Below are 21,459 nucleotides of genomic sequence, written 5' to 3'. Positions count from 1 at the left end.
AATTTGCCAATATCTTTTTTGGAAATCAATAGGTTAATAATGTATAGAGATTCAGTTTACGATGAAATCCTCCAAAAAGTCAACGAAGAGGTAACCCAATACGAACGGAAATTAGAAATAGATCCCACTGATGCAGCAACAGCTTATCGATTGTCATTAATCTACAAAGATGGTCTGGGTGTCACGAAAGATTATGAAAAGGCCTATCAGCTGGTACTGCAATCATACGATACAGATCAAAACCCACTGGCGGCAAATGTACTGGGCACTATGTACTACAATGGCATGTACGTGGAGAAAAACCAGGAGCAGGGTTTACAACTCATGCAATACGCACACGAGCAGGGCAATATAGCAGCTACTTTCAATATCGGCATACATCTCCTCGTGAATGCTGATAGCGATACAGCACAGGAAGCACAAGGTTTGGAAATGGTCAGAACTGCAGCAGAAAAAGGGAACCACTTTGCACAGTTCGCTTATGGCGGATTCTATGATGATGGCAGAATGGGCCAGGACTATACGATTGCCTTCGAATGGTACCAGAGAGCTGCTGATAGCGGGTCTTCAGGAGCTGCGGCCAATTTGGGCTTTATGTACAGGAACGGGGTAATAGAGGTTGATGATGCAGATGACAAGGCCTTAGAATATTTCAGGAAGTCAGCCTACATGCACAACGCTCACGGCATGTACAATCTCGGCTCCATGTACGACAATGGCATCAGTGTGGAAGAAAACCAGGCAGTAGCCTTCTACTGGTTCACCAAGGCAGCATCCAAAGGGTCTGCAAATGCAACGTATGCCCTATATCGTTATTATTCCGAAGGAATATACACCGACTATGATCCCGAGCTGGCCATGGAAGTACTGGAACAGGCAGCCGCAAGTGGTGTAACAGCCGCACAGCGCGACCTGGGTAATATCCTGTCTGACGAGGACAGCGAATACCTGGATTACGAAAAAGCCGCTTACTGGTTTGAACAGGCTGCTGAAGAAGATGACCTGATCTCCATCAACAACCTGGGATGGATGTACGAAAACGGCTTTGGTGTAGAACAGGATTATGCCACCGCACTCAACTATTTTTATAAGGCTGCAGAAGCAGGCTACGCTGTGGCACAATGCAATGTAGGTCGGTACTATATAGAACAACGTGGCGGTATGCCAAAAGATATAGAACATGCAAAGCAATGGCTGCAGCTATCCGCAGATCAGGGCTATGAACGGGCCATACAATTACTGGAAGAACTGCGAGATAAACCACCATCCGGTGATAGCGGATTCTGGAAGAAACTGTTTTCATAAAACAATAAGCGCTTGTATCAAAAGTAATTTTCCCCGGATCTGATCCGGATACCAGGTGGAATGAACTATATAGTTTTAAATTACTTTTGATACAGTCGTTTATTATTACTCATATTTACGTCTGCATCATACCCATTACCCAGTTTCGCCCCAGCCACCTTTTTCCTGAATGATAAGGTGATCCTCCGCTTACCATCCTTCCAGCAATCCACTGCCTTACTGATCCATTCTTTACTGCCATCTGTATAAGTGATCTCCAGGTGAACCGGCAGCATCGCTGCACCTACTCTTGTCACCACCACACTATTGGCTGTCACCTGCTCAATCCCCAGGTCAGGCACATTTTTTTCAAAATACCAGTTCTGCCAGAACCAATCCAGGTTCATGCCCGCTCCCTTATTCATACAGGCAAAGAAATCGTAAGGCGTAGGATGCTTTCCGTTCCATTGATGAATGTAATACCTGACTGCTTTATAAAAAACTTCATCACCCAGCAGTTCTTGCAGGTACCTGAAGCCCAGGGCAGGTTTCAGATCCTTGTTCGAAAACCTGGCAGCGCCATACAGTTGCGCAGTCGGTGTCATCACCGGCATATCTATATCAGTACCGGCACTTTCATTGATAGAAGAAAGATCATATTCATCCTTATAAACAGTTCCCATCTCTTTCAATAACATAAACTCCGAATAAGTGGCCCAACCTTCATCCATAAACGAATATTTTGTTTCGTTCGAACCTACATAAAAAGGAAACAGGGTATGGTATACTTCATGAATGGTAAACTGCACAGCTTCCAGCCCTTCAAAGGGCAGGTTGTTGACCATCATCGGGTATTCCATGGCATCCAGTCCTTCGAAGATGGTTTCATGTGGATATGGGAAAGCGACACCAGGTTTTTTATGGCTGATCACATCCATCGTTTTATGTACATATCCTGCTACCGGTTCAAAACTGCGATGTGCGGGATTATATACCGCATTTGCCAGCGCCCTTCTATCCGTATCCACCTGAACCCCTGACGCCTTCCATACATAGTGATTACTCATAGCAAAGGCAAAGTCAGTTACATTTTTCGCTTCAAACTGCCAGTGATGTGTAGGCGCATTTTGTAACACCGTATGATTATTCCAGTCTGCAGACAGGATAATGTCTGTCACACTGTCGCTGGCCAGTGCATCCTTCATCCTCTCCAGGATGACCGGTTGATATACGTTTGCCGCGTTTTGCAGCGCTCCTGTTGCCCATACTGCGTAATCACCAGGTACAGTGATATCCACCCTGAAATCACAATAGTCATTATAAAACTCTTCCTTGCCCACATAAGGATATTCATTCCATCCATCAATATCATCATACACTGCAATGCGGGGGAAGAAATAGGCAATCATAAAAGCGCCGGTATCTACCTGCCCGGTACGCGTAAATGATGTTTTATTAAGTGTGTAATTGAAGTCAACATCAAAATGCACATGTTGACCCGGTAAGATGCGAATACCTGTAATGTGCATATTCGTTCCCCTGATCACCCTTTTCTTTTCCGGAATATTTATACTATCCAGTTGCATGGTTTGGATCGTCACTCCTTTTGTCAGGTCTTCGGCAGCAATCGGTACATTTCGCATGGCCTGCGCCTGGAACAGGTTGGGATAGAGTTTGAATACCACTTTCTTCAATGTATCCGGACTATTATTATAATAATCGATTCCTTCAGATCCGGTCAGCTCGCGGGTTTCCGGATTAAAGTTTACCCGGATGTTATATTTCCCTCCATTTTGCCAATAGTTTTTTCCGGGTGTTCCCTCCTGGCTTCTGGTTTGTTTTTGATAAGATGTTTGGAAATTGACAGCTATGGGTAAGGACTGTCCACATATGGTTCCGAAGAGGAAGCTGATGAAAGCTAAAGTCAGGCAGGTTTTAAACATAGCGGTAATGTACATTGTTTTCCATTGCTGGTAAAAGATAATCACTACAATACATCCATAAACTTAGGATCTGTCTTAAGTATAGAGCTTGGCTCATAAATAAAAATAAGGGCTGAGAATTGCTTAAACGGTACCTGGCTCCATCAGGGATACGAATTAAAAGAGGCTGTATCGGATTTATGATACGGCCTCCTTCAATCTTAACCGCACATATTGTTGCATGAATATTGGATATACATTGTATCCAATATTACACACCATTAACAGGATTCCCCAAAGTCCTATCCCCGCATGCACAGCCATGATCAACAACACCAGCAATAGCCCGTAATGAAAGCGCTCGAATAAATACGTCTCCCTGATCTTTTGTCGAATGGTTTCCCTGTTATAAACAATCCTATACCCGGGATAACGTTTCCTGACCCTGGCATTCACCCACTTTCCATGCTGCACATATGTCAGCAATCCACGCACACCTATCCGCTCGTAAAAACTTCGGCGGGCATAATGCTCCAGCCAGGGGGCAGGTACCAGGAATGGGAGCAGGGCAACAGGTACCATTATCCATAGCCAGGCTGGCGGCATGTACAAATAGAAATACCAGCCCGCCGGCCCCAGGCAGAGTATTGTCCAAAACAAACTTATCAAAAGGTTGTATTGGTCAGCTGCCTGCTTCGCCTGTATGAATGGATTTCCAGCCATGCCTGAATATAACGATTAATTACTTGATATTTAATTATTTATACTAAACCTCCCATCGCCTGCTTAAATTAAAAAGACACCCTTTCTTCGAGTCGGATATACAGCCACTATTACATTATAAGGTCACAATAAGTACACCTCAATATCACCTCTATATCGATTGGATATTGAAGTGTACTTATCGTGATTTATTAGTACTTATTTAATGTACTTATTCCCTAAAAGACGGGCCCTTATCAGCTAGTTAAAAGAAGCCCTGAAGGCAAGGGGAGATTGATTGGTTTTTGTCTTAAACAGTTTACTAAAAGACTGTATGTGTTCAAAACCCAGTTCATAAGCGATCTCACCGACAGACAGGTTGGTAGTCGATAACTTTTCCTTGGCCTTTTCAATGAGCTTTTCATGGATGTGTTGCTGGGTATTCTGCCCGGTCAGTACTTTGAGCAGACTGCTGAGGTATTTGGGCGATAAATTCAGTGCCTGGGCAACAGCTGTTACCGTAGGAAGGCCCTTTGAAACGAGATCGTCGCAGTTGAAATACGCATGCAATAGTTGTTCTAAACGCTCCAGTACCTGGTGATTTTGTTTTTCCCGGGTGATGAACTGGCGGTGATAGAAGCGGTCTGCATAGCTGAACAGGGTTTCAAGATGCGCAACGATGATGTTTTTGCTGAACTGGTCAATATTGGATTTACATTCCTGCTGAATATGCTTCATAATCCCCACCAGGAGGTCTTCTTCCTTTTCAGAAAGGAAGAGTGCCTCGCGTACGGAGTAATCCCAGAAATCGTATTGCTTAATGGTTTTAGCGAGCGATGTATTCCAGAGGAAGTCGGGATGGAGCAATAAGAGCCATCCCGATTGTTGAATATCCTGCTGATCTGTTTCAAAAGAAAGACTTAATACCTGGTTGGGTGCCACGAACGACATAATGCCATCATCGAAATCATAATCCTGCTGCCCATATTTCAGTTTTACCTTTTTGGAGTTCAACACTTTTTTCAGGCCAATGCAATAGAACTCGTATAGCCAGCTCATATCTTCATTGAGATTCACCCGCTCAGCGGATGCCACTTCAAACACACTGATCAAAGGATGATCTGGTTTAGGCAGATGCCTGAATTGTTGAAATTCGCTGATTGTCCGGAAGCGCTTTACCTGCATTAGTTTTCTTTTCTTATTTCAATCACCAATTTTCCACGTACATGTTTTGTCTCGCTATCTTTGTGAGCTGCGGCCACTGCTGCCAGGGGATACACCTTGCTCACCACCGCCCTGACTTTACCCGCTTCTATGAGTTCAGTGGTGCCATCCAGGGAAGAGGTATAACTGATACTGCCGCCACCTACCAAAGTACAGGTCGCGTTCTTTTCCTGGAATGCAGCCTTGATTTCGTCGCTGAATGGGCTGTCTAAGTGGGAACAAACAAAGATACCACCTTGTTTGATGATGGAAGCAGACCTCAGTCTTACACCCGGGTCACGTACAGGAGAGGCGTTAAAGATCAGATCAATGTTCTGTAGCTCCTGCGCGAAGTCCTGTGTATTGTAATCAATCACCTCATCAGCACCCAGTTCTTTGAGAAAATCGAAATTGTGTGCAGAAGCAGTGCCAATTACATAGGCGCCCCTGGCTTTGGCAAACTGTACTGCCAGGTTGCCTACCCCGCCCGCAGCACCGTGAACTAAAACCTTTTGCCCGGCTTGTATATTGCCCAGGTCTATGACAGCGTTCCAGGCAATGAGGGCACAGGAAGGCAGCGCACCGGCTTCATTAAAAGTGATATTGTTTGGCATGCGGGTAAACTGGTTTGCCCTGGCGGCCAGGTATTCAGCATAGCTACCATCCCCGGGAAAGTTGGGCACACCGTATACCTTATCTCCCTTTTTGAAATTCGTCACATCACTACCGGTGGCTTCCACGATGCCGGCTGCGTCTAAACCCAGTCCCATGGGTAATTTTAAGAGAGGTCTCAGTAGCTCATTTCCTCCCTGGCGAATGATGTAATCCGCAGGATTGACACTGCTGGCGTACACTTTTAATAAGATCTCATCTGCAGCGGGAACGGGAATGGGTAATTCATCTAATTGCATTACTTCCGGGCCGCCGAATTCGTGAACTCTGATTGCTTTCATGATTTTTTTTACAAAAGTGATGGAATTTGAGCAGGGGGATTTAGCAGGAATACACTTTGGTTTAGTCAAAAGTCATGGTTTGCTAAAAAGCTTGCCCCTTCACTTCATCTAAAACAGCAGATTTACTACTACTATACTCAGTAATATCCCCCATTTACTCAATAATCGCTACTCATAAGGTCAGTAGAATGATAGTCCAGTACTTATGACCTATTTACTCATTCTATTCCGCCCTATTGCCTTTCTTTTTAAGTGCCTGGACTACTTTTGTTGTTACTCATTGTTATAATATTCTATAATATTACGTATTGTCATCATAGAACACTGTGGTCATCGAAATAGAATCCTATATCCCTTAAAAACGACACCCTTGAAATTCCAACACTTTCAAATGCAAAGGCATTTCATGCTTTTCTTTGCAGCCATTTTTTTATTTGTACGAACATCTGTATTTGCAAGTCCTGAATGCCCTATTATCTCTGGCACATTTCCAGGAGCAAATGGTACTACTGCAGACAATTCATCTACCGGCTGGTACCTGGATGCGTCGAAAGTACTAAGCACAGGTTATTTTGCTATCAAATCGAATCGATTAACTGCGCAGGAACTTGGCGGAGAAGGGGTGTGGTATTCGCAGGTATTTTCTACTGCTGGTTATACGGACTGGCAGGCAGCCGTAAAGATCACTTCGGAGGGTGATATGAATAGCTCCGAATATGTGAAGATCTATTACAAGATCAACGGCGGAGCAGAAACATTGTTAGATTCCCGGACCGGGAATTTCGGAACACTGGATTTTACATCCGGTTTACTAAATGGAAGTAGTGTGCAGTTAGTAGTGAGGATCTATAACTACAACAATGGAGGCACCCAGACATCGAAATATTACATAGAGCAATACAGGGTATTTAAGGAGAAAGGACCCTGTGCAAGTAGCGGTGTTACCGTAACGGCAACAGCTGCAAATAGTGGTGTGCTGACCTGTACAACGACTTCATTAACGCTATCAGCCACATCATCAGCAAGTAGTACAACCTATAGCTGGACAGGGCCAAATGGTTTTACATCCACATCACAAAATCCAACCGTTAGCACAGCAGGGACCTATACAGTAACGGGAACGAGCAGCGCTGGCACGGGCACAGCTTCCGTAGCGGTGACAGAAAATAAAGTAGCCCCGGATTTATCTGCTACGGGTGGTTCACTGGCATGTGCATCAAGCGTAGTGTTATCTGCAGCATCATCTGTAGCGAATGCAACGTATAGCTGGACAGGGCCCAATAGTTTTACATCTACAGCACAGAAACCTACGGTAAGTACAGCAGGTAGTTATACAGTTACGGTCACGAACCCTGCGAATGGCTGTAAAACATCGCAGACCGTAACGGTGACAGCAGGGAATGCGGTATCTACCACCTGGGAGGAGAACTTTACCTTGTCAAACGGTACGACGGCTGATAATGGAACGACTGCCTGGAGTGTAACGAATCCTTCAGGGAGCCTCTTCTCCGTGTTGAATAATGAATTTAGAATAAGTGGAATTGGTACGACAGGTGAAGGTGTGTGGACTTCTGGTAGTATGACGATGACAGGTAAAACCAGTGTGACAGTTTCAGGAGCCGTAAGAAGTTCCATTACAGGAACAGCGGTAATGAATGACACGGGTACTTATGCAGATTACATCCGGTTTTATTATAAAATTAATGGCGGATCAGAGGTGTTGTTTTATGAAAAGAAATCTGCGATCAATAGTCATAGTACAACGAATACCACTTTTTCAGTATCGGTTCCTACAGGCAATACTTTGCAGATTGTAGTAAGAGCAAGGGCAACGGGTACTGATGAGTTTTACTATTTTGATAATGTAAAAGTTAGTGCGGTAGATCCTGCGGTTACCCTGGCGACAGCGGTGAGTGGGCCTGTAACGTGTACAAGTAATGCAACAATAACGGTTACACCGAGCGGCACAGTTTCTTCTTATGCATGGACTGGACCTAACGGGTTTACATCTACCACTCAAAATCCAACGGTATCAGCAGCCGGTGTGTATACAGTGACAGCGACATTACCTACGGGTTGTACGGTATCTACAACAGCTACAGTGACGGAGAATAAAGTAACCCCGGACCTCGATGCAAGTGGAGGTGTATTAGGATGTTTGACAAGTGTAACGCTTAGTGCAAGTTCAACGGTGGCGAATGCTACCTATAGCTGGACCGGGCCTTCAGGATTTACATCGACCGTGCAGAAGCCTGCAGTGAATGTGGCCGGTACTTATACAGTGACGGTAAAGAATCCTGCAAACGGGTGTACGGCATCTAAGTCAGTGGTGGTAGACGCCACTTCATCAACGCCTTCCGTGTTTTGGCTGGAGGATTTCACATTCGCAAATGGTACGATTTCGGATAGTGGAACCACACCATGGACGATCGTGAGTAATGGAACAGGTACAGCGTCTGTGCAAAGTAATGAGTTTAAAGTGACCTATACAGGAGCGGGCGAAACCACCTGGTCATCTGGTGTGGTCGATATATCAGGGAAGACGAATGTAGTGATAGCGGCAGATCTGAGGAGTGAGACGGCGAGTGCAAGTGATGCGTTTGAGAGTGATGATTACATGAAGGTGTATTATAAATTGAATGGTGGAGCGGAGGTATTAGTGTACGAGGATTATTCAGGGATAGGTAGTACAACCACGGGTACATCGAAGATTACCGTTAACTCTGCAGCTTTGAGTGGCAGTAGTTTGCAGGTCATCATAAGGGCAAGGAATTCAGATCCTACAGAAAGGTACTTCTTTGATAATGTGAGTCTGACAGGGGCAAACCAGGTAAGTTATCCTACCGCACTGGCGACCGTGAAGGATTCGCTTACATGTAGTGTAAGCTCAGTAACGTTATCTGGTAGCTCCGGTGTTTCTGGTGTTACTTATAGTTGGACCGGGCCTTCAGGGTTTACATCTGCCACGCAAAATCCGGTGGTGAGTGCTGCGGGAGATTATATATTAACGGTAACGAATACATCAACAGGATGTACGGGGAAAGACACGGTCACAGTCAGGCAGTTTACAACAGCACCGGGCGTGACAGCGGGCGTGAGTGGACCATTGTCTTGTGGTGCCGCAACGGTCAATTTAACGGCCAGTTCAGCGACGACGGGAGTGACTTATAAATGGGCGGGGCCATCCGGGTATACCTCTACGCTGCAGAACCCGGTGGTAAGTGTGGCAGGAGATTATACGGTAACGGTGACGAACCCTGTGAATGGGTGTACGAGTAGTCAGACGGTGACAGTGGTGAATAATGTGTCTACGACGACCAGCATCTGGAATGAAGACTTTACGTTGGCGAATGGGGTGACGGTGGATAATGGTACAACGGCGTGGAGTGTGACGAATCCTTCCGGAAGTCTTTTCTCAGTATTGAATAATGAGTTTAGGATAAGTGGGATTGGTACGACGGGAGAAGGTGTATGGACATCCGGCGTAATTGATATATCAGGGAAGACAAATGTAAGTATTGGTGCCAATGTACGCAGTTCCGTGACGGGTGGTGCGGTGATGAATGATGTGGGTACGTATGCGGATTACCTTCGTTTTTATTATAAATTGAATGGCGGGGCAGAGGTGTTGTTTGCGGAGAAAAAGTCAGATATCAATGGGCATAGTACCACGAATACTTATGTATCAACGTCCACTGTGTTGAGTGGAAGTACCTTGCAAGTGGTGGTACGTGCACGGGCAACGGGAACGGATGAGTTTTACTATGTGGATAATGTGAAGGTGAATGCGGCGAGTGGTGGATCATTGACAGCATTGGCTACGGTGAAGGATTCGCTGACTTGTGCGGTGACATCAGTAGGCTTGTCCGGATCTTCAGCGACGGCGGATGTAACTTATAGCTGGACGGGGCCTTCAGGGTTTAGTTCTACCTTGCAAAACCCAGCGGTGACAGCACCGGGTGATTATATATTGACAGTGACAAATCCTGCTACAGGATGTACGGGCATGGATACGGTGACGGTGTTGCAGTCTATCACCCCTCCGGGCGCATTTGCGGGTGTGAGTGGGCCATTGTCTTGTGGAAATTCAACAGTGACATTGTCTGGTAGTTCATCTACTACGGGTGTAACTTATGCATGGGCAGGGCCATCCGGGTATACATCGGCTTTGCAGAACCCGGTGGTAAGTGTAGCAGGCGTGTATACGTTGACAGTGAAGAACCCGGTGAATGGGTGTACAAGTACCCAGTCAGTAACGGTGACGAATGATGGTGCGACGGCGAGTACGATGTGGAATGAAGATTTCACCCTGGCGAATGGGGTGACGGTAGATAATGGGGCTACGGCCTGGAGTGTGACTTATCCTTCTGGTAGTTTGTTTTCAGTGTTAAATAATGAGTTTAGGATTAGTGGGATTGGAACGACAGGGGAGGGGGCATGGACATCCGGGGTGATGGATATATCAGGAAAGACGAATGTGAGTATTGGTGCAAATGTTCGCAGTGCGGTAACGGGTGGTGCGGTGATGAATGATACGGGTACTTATGCGGATTATATCCGGTTCTATTATAAAATAGATGGCGGAGCGGAGGTGTTGTTCGCGGAGAAGAAGTCTGCTGTAAATAATCATAGTACGACATCTTCTTATGTTTCAACACCGACAATGTTGAGTGGTAGTACACTACAATTGGTAATCCGTGCACGTGCTACGGGAACGGATGAGTTTTATTATGTGGATAATGTGAAGGTGAATGCGGCGGGTGCGGGTTCATTAACAGCGGTGGCAACGGTGAAGGATTCGCTGACATGTAGTGTAATTTCCGTGGCATTGTCAGGAAGTTCGACGGTATCAGGAGTCACTTATAGCTGGACCGGGCCTGCCGGGTATAGTGCTGGCGTACAGAACCCGGTAGTGACGGTTCCTGGTGATTATATATTGACAGTAACGAATCCTACAACGGGATGTACGGGTAGTGATACAGTAACAGTAAAACAGACGGCGGTTCCGCCAACGGCAATAGCGGGTGTGAGTGGGGGGCTTTCCTGTGGGAATACTTCCGTTACGTTATCAGGAAGTTCATCAGTTGCTGGAGTAACTTATAGTTGGAGTGGGCCTTCAGGGTTTAGTGCTACCTTACAGAATCCGGTGGTGAGTGTGGCTGGTACTTATACATTGACGGTAACGAATCCTGTAACAGGGTGTAAAGGTACGGCTCAGGTGTCAGTAACACAGGATGTTACGAAGCCAACCTTATCAGTGGTGGCACCTGCTGCATTAAATTGTACAACGACAGTTGTAAATCTTTCCGCTAGTTCAAATGGAACGATCACCTGGGCAGGGTATAATGCGGGGGTGAATCCGGTTACAGTAAGTGCCGGTGGTAAATATTATGTAACAGCTCGCGGGGCAAATGGTTGTATTGTTACGGATAGTGTAACGGTAACGCAGGATATTGTTAAGCCGACCCTGGCAGTGACAGCGCCAGGCACCTTAAGTTGTGCTACGGCATCTGTAAATCTTAGCGCTAGTTCAAATGGAACGATTACATGGACGGGGTATAATGCGGGTGTGAATCCGGTTGCGGTAACTGCTGCTGGTAGGTATTATGTAACGGCTAAGGGTACGAATGGTTGTACTGCTTTTGATAGTGTAACGGTAACGCAGGATGTTGTTAAACCGACATTGGCTGTGACAGCGCCAGGCACCTTAAGTTGTGCTACGACATCTGTGAATCTTAGCGCTAGTTCAAATGGAACGATTACATGGACGGGGTATAATGCGGGTGTGAATCCAATTTCTGCAACTACTCCTGGTAAATATTATGTGACAGCCAAGGGTACGAATGGTTGTACTACTTTTGATAGTGTAACGGTAACGCAGGATGTTGTTAAACCGACATTGTCAATAGCAGCGCCTTCAGTATTAACCTGCGCAACTACTTCCATTAATCTTACAGCTAGTTCAAATGGAACGATTACATGGACGGGGTATAATGCGGGTGTGAATCCGGTTGCGGTAACAGCTGCTGGTAAATATTATGTGACAGCTAAGGGCACGAATGGTTGTACAAAAACAGATAGTGTAACAGTAACACAGGATGTTGCTAAGCCAACATTGTCAGTAACAGCACCTTCAGTATTAACCTGTGCTACTACTTCTATTAATCTTAGCGCCAGTTCAAATGGAACGATTACATGGACGGGGTATAATGCGGGTGTGAACCCAATAGCGGTAACAGCTGCTGGTAGATACTATGTGACAGCGAAAGGCACAAATGGTTGTACTACATCTGACAGCGTAACAGTTACTCAGGATATTGCTAAGCCGACATTGGCAGTAGCAGCACCATCAGTATTAAGCTGCGCAACTACCTCTATTAATCTTACAGCTACATCAAACGGAACGATTACATGGACAGGGTATAGTGCGGGTGTGAATCCGGTTGCGGTAACAGCTGCTGGTAAATACTATGTGACAGCTAAGGGTACGAATGGTTGTACTACTTCTGATAGTGTAACAGTCACTCAGGATATCGCTAAGCCGACCTTGTCAATAGCAACACCATCAGTATTAACCTGCGCTACCACTTCCATTAATCTTACAGCTACATCAAACGGTACGATCACATGGACAGGTTATAATGCAGGGGTGAATCCAATCGCAGTAACTGCTGCTGGTAAATACTATGTGACAGCTAAGGGCACGAATGGTTGTACCGCAATAGATAGTGTAACAGTAATACAGGATGTTACCAAGCCAACATTGTCAGTAACAGCACCATCAGTATTAACCTGCGCTACCACTTCCATTAATCTTACCGCCACTTCAAACGGTACGATCACATGGACAGGTTATAATGCAGGTGTAAACCCAATCGCAGCAACAGCTGCTGGTAAATACTATGTGACAGCTAAGGGAACGAATGGTTGTACTACATCTGACAGCGTAACAGTTACTCAGGATGTAACTAAGCCAACACTTTCAGTAACAGCACCATCAGTATTAACCTGCGCTACTACTTCCATCAATCTCACCGCTACTTCCAATGGTACGATTACATGGACTGGTTATAATGCAGGGGTGAATCCAATCGCAGTAACTGCTGCTGGTAAATACTATGTGACAGCTAAGGGCACGAATGGTTGTACCGCAACAGATAGTGTAACAGTAATACAGGATGTTACCAAGCCAACCTTGTCAGTAACAGCACCATCAGTATTAACCTGCGCTACCACTTCCATTAATCTTACCGCCACTTCAAACGGTACGATCACATGGACAGGTTATAATGCAGGTGTAAACCCAATCGCAGCAAATACTCCTGGTAAATACTATGTGACAGCGAAAGGCACGAATGGTTGTACTACATCAGATAGTGTAACAGTCACACAAGATGTTACTAAGCCGACTTTGTCAATAGCAGTACCATCAGTATTAACCTGCGCTACCACTTCCATCAATCTCACCGCCACTTCAAACGGTACGATCACATGGACTGGTTATAACGCAGGGGCGAATCCAATCGCAGTAACTACGCCTGGTAAATACTATGTGACAGCGAAAGGAACCAATGGTTGTACTACATCTGACAGCGTAACAGTAACACAGAATGTAACTAAGCCGACGTTGGCAGTGACAGCACCATCAGTATTAACCTGCGCTACCACTTCCATCAATCTCACCGCTACTTCAAACGGTACGATTACATGGACTGGTTATAATGCAGGGGCGAATCCAATCGCAGTAACTACTCCTGGTAAATACTATGTGACAGCGAAAGGCACGAATGGTTGTACTACATCTGACAGCATAACCGTCACTCAGGATGTAACAAAATCAACACTGTCTATAACAGCACCGGGAACATTAACCTGCTCAACCACTTCCATCAATCTTGCTGCTACATCAAACGGTACGATTACATGGACAGGCTATAATGCAGGCGTGAATCCAATCGCAGTAACTACTCCTGGTAAATACTATGTGACAGCGAAAGGCACGAATGGTTGTACTACTTCTGATAGTGTAACAGTCACACAAGATGTAACTAAGCCGACGTTGGCAGTGACAACACCATCAGTATTAACCTGCGCAACCACTTCCATTAATCTCACCGCCACTTCAAATGGTACGATCACATGGACTGGTTATAATGCAGGGGTGAATCCAATCGCAGTAACTACTCCTGGTAAATACTATGTGACGGCGAAAGGCACAAATGGTTGTACTACTTCTGACAGCGTAACAGTCACTCAGGATGTAACAAAACCAACCTTGTCAATAGTAGCACCTTCAGTCTTAACCTGCGCAACTACCTCCATAAATCTTACTGCTACTTCAAACAGTACGATTACATGGACAGGTTATAATGCGGGCGTGAATCCAATCGCAGTAACTACTCCTGGTAAATACTATGTGACAGCGAAAGGCACGAATGGTTGTACTACTTCTGATAGTGTAACAGTCACACAAGATGTAACTAAGCCGACGTTGGCAGTGACAACACCATCAGTCTTAACCTGCGCAACTACTTCCATTAATCTTACAGCTACTTCAAACGGTACGATCACATGGACAGGCTTTAATGCAGGGGTGAATCCAATCACAGTAACTACTCCTGGTAAATATTATGTTACTGCAAAAAGCACTACTGGTTGTACTACATCTGATAGCGTAACAGTAACACAGGATGTTACTAAGCCAACATTATCAGTAACAGCACCATCAGTATTAACCTGTGCCATTACCTCCATTAATCTTACAGCTACTTCAAATGGTACGATCACATGGACAGGCTTTAATACAGGGGTGAACCCCATCACTGTAAACACTCCGGGTAAATATTATGTTACAGCGAGAGGTACAAATGGTTGTACTACATCTGATAGCGTAACAGTAACACAGGATGTAACTAAGCCAACATTATCAGTAACAGCACCGGGAACATTAACCTGCGCTACCACTTCCATTAATCTTACAGCCACTTCAAACGGTACGATCACATGGACAGGCTTTAATACAGGGGTGAACCCAATCACTGTAAACACTCCGGGTAAATATTATGTTACAGCGAGAGGTACAAATGGTTGTACTACATCTGATAGCGTAACAGTAACACAGGATGTAACTAAGCCAACATTATCAGTAACAGCACCGGGAACATTAACCTGCGCTACCACTTCCATTAATCTTACAGCTACTTCAAACGGTACGATTACATGGACTGGTTATAATATAGGGGTGAACCCAATCACTGTAAACACTTCGGGTAAATATTATGTTACAGCTAAGGGTACAAATGGTTGTACTACATCTGATAGCGTAACAGTAACACAGGATGTTACTAAGCCAACATTATCAGTAACAGCACCATCAGTATTAACCTGTGCAATTACCTCCATTAATCTTACAGCTACTTCAAATGGTACGATCACATGGACTGGTTATAATGCAGGAGTGAACCCAGTCACTGTAAACACTCCTGGTAAATATTATGTTACTGCAAAGAGCACTACTGGTTGTACTACATCTGATAGTGTAACAGTAATACAGGATGTTACCAAACCAACACTTTCAGTAACAGCTCCTTCAGTATTAACCTGCGCAACCACTTCCATTAATCTCACCGCCACTTCCAACGGTACGATCACATGGACTGGTTATAATGCAGGTGTAAACCCAATCGCAGTAACTGCTGCTGGTAAATACTATGTGACAGCGAAAGGCACGAATGGTTGTACTACATCTGACAGCGTAACAGTTACTCAGGATGTAACTAAGCCAACACTATCAGTAACAGCACCATCAGTATTAACCTGCGCTACTACTTTCATCAATCTCACCGCTACTTCCAACGGTACGATTACATGGACTGGTTATAATGCAGGCGTGAATCCAATCGCAGTAACTGCTGCTGGTAAATACTATGTGACAGCTAAGGGCACGAATGGTTGTACCGCAACAGATAGTGTAACAGTAATACAGGATGTTACCAAGCCAACATTGTCAGTAACAGCGCCATCAGTATTAACCTGCGCTACCACTTCCATTAATCTTACCGCCACTTCAAACGGTACGATTACATGGACTGGTTATAATGCAGGGGTGAATCCAATCGCAGTAACTGCTGCTGGTAAATACTATGTGACAGCTAAGGGCACGAATGGTTGTACCGCAATAGATAGTGTAACAGTAATACAGGATGTTACCAAGCCAACATTGTCAGTAACAGCACCATCAGTATTAACCTGCGCTACCACTTCCATTAATCTTACCGCCACTTCAAACGGTACGATCACATGGACAGGTTATAATGCAGGTGTAAACCCAATCGCAGCAACAGCTGCTGGTAAATACTATGTGACAGCTAAGGGAACGAATGGTTGTACTACATCTGACAGCGTAACAGTTACTCAGGATGTAACTAAGCCAACACTTTCAGTAACAGCACCATCAGTATTAACCTGCGCTACTACTTCCATCAATCTCACCGCTACTTCCAATGGTACGATTACATGGACTGGTTATAATGCAGGGGTGAATCCAATCGCAGTAACTGCTGCTGGTAAATACTATGTGACAGCTAAGGGCACGAATGGTTGTACCGCAACAGATAGTGTAACAGTAATACAGGATGTTACCAAGCCAACCTTGTCAGTAACAGCACCATCAGTATTAACCTGCGCTACCACTTCCATTAATCTTACCGCCACTTCAAACGGTACGATCACATGGACAGGTTATAATGCAGGTGTAAACCCAATCGCAGCAAATACTCCTGGTAAATACTATGTGACAGCGAAAGGCACGAATGGTTGTACTACATCAGATAGTGTAACAGTCACACAAGATGTTACTAAGCCGACTTTGTCAATAGCAGTACCATCAGTATTAACCTGCGCTACCACTTCCATCAATCTCACCGCCACTTCAAACGGTACGATCACATGGACTGGTTATAACGCAGGGGCGAATCCAATCGCAGTAACTACGCCTGGTAAATACTATGTGACAGCGAAAGGAACCAATGGTTGTACTACATCTGACAGCGTAACAGTAACACAGAATGTAACTAAGCCGACGTTGGCAGTGACAGCACCATCAGTATTAACCTGCGCTACCACTTCCATCAATCTCACCGCTACTTCAAACGGTACGATTACATGGACTGGTTATAATGCAGGGGCGAATCCAATCGCAGTAACTACTCCTGGTAAATACTATGTGACAGCGAAAGGCACGAATGGTTGTACTACATCTGACAGCATAACCGTCACTCAGGATGTAACAAAATCAACACTGTCTATAACAGCACCGGGAACATTAACCTGCTCAACCACTTCCATCAATCTTGCTGCTACATCAAACGGTACGATTACATGGACAGGCTATAATGCAGGCGTGAATCCAATCGCAGTAACTACTCCTGGTAAATACTATGTGACAGCGAAAGGCACGAATGGTTGTACTACTTCTGATAGTGTAACAGTCACACAAGATGTAACTAAGCCGACGTTGGCAGTGACAACACCATCAGTATTAACCTGCGCAACCACTTCCATTAATCTCACCGCCACTTCAAATGGTACGATCACATGGACTGGTTATAATGCAGGGGTGAATCCAATCGCAGTAACTACTCCTGGTAAATACTATGTGACGGCGAAAGGCACGAATGGTTGTACTACTTCTGACAGCATAACCGTCACTCAGGATGTAACAAAATCAACATTGTCTATAACAGCACCGGGAACATTAACCTGCGCAACCACTTCCATCAATCTCACCGCCACTTCAAATGGTGCGATCACATGGACAGGTTATAATGCAGGTGTAAACCCAATCGCAGTAACTACTCCTGGTAAATACTATGTGACAACGAAAGGCACCAATGGTTGTACTACATCTGACAGCGTAACCGTCACTCAGGATATTACTAAACCAACACTGTCTATAACAGCACCGGGAACATTAACCTGCGCAACCACTTCCATTAATCTTACTGCTACTTCAAATGGTACGATCACATGGACAGGTTATAATGCAGGTGTAAACCCAATCGCAGTAATTACTCCTGGTAAATATTATGTTACAGCTAAGGGTACCAATGGTTGTACTACATCTGACAGCATAACCATCACTCAGGATATTACTAAACCAACACTGTCAGTAACAGCACCGGGAACATTAACCTGCGCAACCACTTCCATTAATCTCACCGCCACTTCAAACGGTACGATCACATGGACTGGCTATAATGCAGGTGTAAACCCAATCGCAGTAACTACTCCTGGTAAATACTATGTGACAACGAAAGGCACCAATGGTTGTACTACATCTGACAGCGTAACCGTCACTCAGGATATTACTAAACCAACATTGTCTATAACAGCACCGGGAACATTAACCTGCGCTACCACTTCCATCAATCTTACTGCTACTTCAAATGGTACGATTACATGGACTGGTTATAATGCAGGGGCGAATTCAATCGCAGTAACTACTCCTGGTAAATACTATGTGACAGCGAAAGGCACGAATGGTTGTACTACATCTGACAGCATAACCGTCACTCAGGATGTAACAAAATCAACACTGTCTATAACAGCACCGGGAACATTAACCTGCTCAACCACTTCCATCAATCTTGCTGCTACATCAAACGGTACGATTACATGGACAGGCTATAATGCAGGCGTGAATCCAATCGCAGTAACTACTCCTGGTAAATACTATGTGACAGCGAAAGGCACGAATGGTTGTACTACTTCTGATAGTGTAACAGTCACACAAGATGTAACTAAGCCGACGTTGGCAGTGACAACACCATCAGTATTAACCTGCGCAACCACTTCCATTAATCTCACCGCCACTTCAAATGGTACGATCACATGGACTGGTTATAATGCAGGGGTGAATCCAATCGCAGTAACTACTCCTGGTAAATACTATGTGACGGCGAAAGGCACGAATGGTTGTACTACTTCTGACAGCATAACCGTCACTCAGGATGTAACAAAATCAACATTGTCTATAACAGCACCGGGAACATTAACCTGCGCAACCACTTCCATCAATCTCACCGCCACTTCAAATGGTGCGATCACATGGACAGGTTATAATGCAGGTGTAAACCCAATCGCAGTAACTACTCCTGGTAAATACTATGTGACAACGAAAGGCACCAATGGTTGTACTACATCTGACAGCGTAACCGTCACTCAGGATATTACTAAACCAACACTGTCTATAACAGCACCGGGAACATTAACCTGCGCAACCACTTCCATTAATCTTACTGCTACTTCAAATGGTACGATCACATGGACAGGTTATAATGCAGGTGTAAACCCAATCGCAGTAATTACTCCTGGTAAATATTATGTTACAGCTAAGGGTACCAATGGTTGTACTACATCTGACAGCATAACCATCACTCAGGATATTACTAAACCAACACTGTCAGTAACAGCACCGGGAACATTAACCTGCGCAACCACTTCCATTAATCTCACCGCCACTTCAAACGGTACGATCACATGGACTGGTTATAATGCAGGTGTAAACCCAATCGCTATAACCACTCCTGGTAAATACTATGTGACAACGAAAGGCACAAATGGTTGTACTACTTCTGACAGTGTAACCGTCACTCAGGATGTTACCAAGCCAACACTATCAGTAACAGCACCGGGAACATTAACCTGCGCAACCACTTCCATCAATCTCACCGCCACTTCAAACGGTACGATCACATGGACAGGTTATAATGCAGGTGTAAACCCAATCGCTATAACCACTCCTGGTAAATACTATGTGACAGCGAAAGGCACAAATGGTTGTACTACATCCGACAGCATAACCGTCACTCAGGATATTACTAAACCAACACTGTCAGTAACAGCACCGGGAACATTAACCTGCGCTACCACTTCCATCAATCTCACCGCCACTTCAAACGGTACGATTACATGGACTGGTTATAATGCAGGCGTGAATCCAATCGCAGTAACTGCTGCTGGTAAATACTATGTGACAGCGAAAGGCACAAATGGTTGTACTACATCTGACAGCGTAACCGTCACTCAGGATATTACTAAACCAACACTGTCTATAACAACACCGGGAACATTAACCTGCGCAACCACTTCCATCAATCTCACCGCCACATCAAACGGTACGATCACATGGACTGGCTATAATGCAGGTGTAAACCCGATCGCCGTAACTACTCCTGGTAAATACTATGTGACAGCGAAAGGCACGAACGGTTGTACCACTTCTGACAGCATCACTGTCAATCAGAACATCACACCAGCTGCCAATGTCCAGGCTACAAATAATGGCCCACTGACCTGTACGAAAGCAACAGTGCAGATTACAGGTTCCTCCACTTCAGCCGCTGTCACTTATACGTGGAGCGGTCCGAACGGATATACTGCGAATACCGCCGCCGCAAATGTTACGGTGCCAGGTACCTATTCCCTGGTAGTTACAAATACCCAGAACGGATGTACTGCCACCACAAATACACCTGTCAGCCAAAACATCACACCAGCCGCCAATGTCCAGGCGAGCAATGATGGTCCGTTGACCTGCCTTAAAACAGATGTTATTATTAATGGTACATCATCCACAAACGGGTCCACTTTCAAATGGACTGGACCTAATAATTTCACAGCTTCAGGTGCATCTGCTGTAGTAACTGTACCCGGTACCTATACCCTGTCAGTAACCAATCCTAATAATGGATGTGTCGCTACTACAAATACACCGGTTGTAAAAAATACAACTCCTCCGGTAGCTGTAATTATGCCTCCAGGCAACTCTCCAGATCCACTGTCCGTAGACCTGCTGAGTGCCCAGAGCGTTACCAATGCCAATTATCAATGGTCACTAAGCTCCTCTGATAACAGCTGGTTTATTGTTGACGGCGCCCAAACTGCCACTGTCCTCTACCAATCAGGAAATGCCAATATCAGTGGCCTCTTTACCCTGCTGGTAACCGACAAAACAAATGGCTGTCAAAACACCGCCACCTATACTTTAAATACAGCTTCGCTGACCACATTAAAATCAGCATCACTGGAATTTAATGCCTATCCTAATCCATTTAGCGATCAGCTTTCCGTGACTTTCAAATCACCTGCAAACGGTAATGTATCTGTAGAAATCTACAGTAACCTGGCCGGTAACAGGGAAAGCACCCTCTTTAATGAAAATACCAAAGCCGGACAGACATACAAAGTAGTCTTCAGATCCGCCGGTCTACCCGCCGGCCTCCACTACTGTGTGATCCGGAGCAATGGTAAAGTATATACGAAGAAACTGATACTGGTTAGATAAAATCACAGCACCCTGCAGCAATGCAGGGTGCTTTATTCCACCAAAATCC

Annotated in this window: 6 protein-coding genes; 2 read left to right on the top strand and 4 right to left on the bottom strand. The window is 45.0% G+C overall.

All coding sequences use genetic code 11. The annotated features are described in order from the left end of the window. Positions 1-39: 39 nt before the first annotated feature. Positions 40-1,305, top strand: a complete 1,266-nt coding sequence (locus tag U0033_RS14000; protein WP_072362531.1) for a tetratricopeptide repeat protein — start codon at positions 40-42, stop codon at positions 1,303-1,305. A gap of 80 nt (positions 1,306-1,385) precedes the next feature. Here U0033_RS14000 and U0033_RS13995 read toward each other — a convergent pair whose 3' ends face one another. The 4 genes from U0033_RS13995 to U0033_RS13980 form a co-directional block, all read right to left on the bottom strand. Then, positions 1,386-3,227: a M1 family metallopeptidase gene (locus tag U0033_RS13995; protein WP_143150766.1), complete on the bottom strand. Its 1,842-nt coding sequence runs from the start codon at positions 3,225-3,227 to the stop codon at positions 1,386-1,388. Between the two features lie 177 nt (positions 3,228-3,404). After that, complete coding sequence (locus U0033_RS13990) at positions 3,405-3,929, bottom strand: glycosyl-4,4'-diaponeurosporenoate acyltransferase CrtO family protein (RefSeq protein ID WP_072362529.1); 525 nt, start codon at positions 3,927-3,929, stop codon at positions 3,405-3,407. Positions 3,930-4,169: 240 nt separating this feature from the next. Then, positions 4,170-5,093 carry a helix-turn-helix domain-containing protein gene (locus U0033_RS13985; RefSeq protein WP_072362528.1) on the bottom strand — a complete coding sequence of 308 codons (924 nt, stop codon included), beginning with the start codon at positions 5,091-5,093 and terminating at the stop codon, positions 4,170-4,172. Beyond that, positions 5,093-6,064, bottom strand: a complete 972-nt coding sequence (locus U0033_RS13980; RefSeq protein WP_072362527.1) for an NADP-dependent oxidoreductase — start codon at positions 6,062-6,064, stop codon at positions 5,093-5,095. Before U0033_RS13980 ends, U0033_RS13985 begins: the two co-directional genes overlap by 1 nt. A 391-nt stretch (positions 6,065-6,455) precedes the next feature. Between U0033_RS13980 and U0033_RS13975 the strand changes: the two genes are divergently transcribed. Next, complete coding sequence (locus U0033_RS13975; RefSeq protein WP_322518489.1) at positions 6,456-21,410, top strand: T9SS type A sorting domain-containing protein; 14,955 nt, start codon at positions 6,456-6,458, stop codon at positions 21,408-21,410. Positions 21,411-21,459: the final 49 nt, after the last annotated feature.

The organism is Chitinophaga sancti (genome assembly GCF_034424315.1).
Lineage (GTDB): Bacteria > Bacteroidota > Bacteroidia > Chitinophagales > Chitinophagaceae > Chitinophaga > Chitinophaga sancti.
This window is presented reverse-complemented; position numbering and strand designations above follow the sequence as displayed.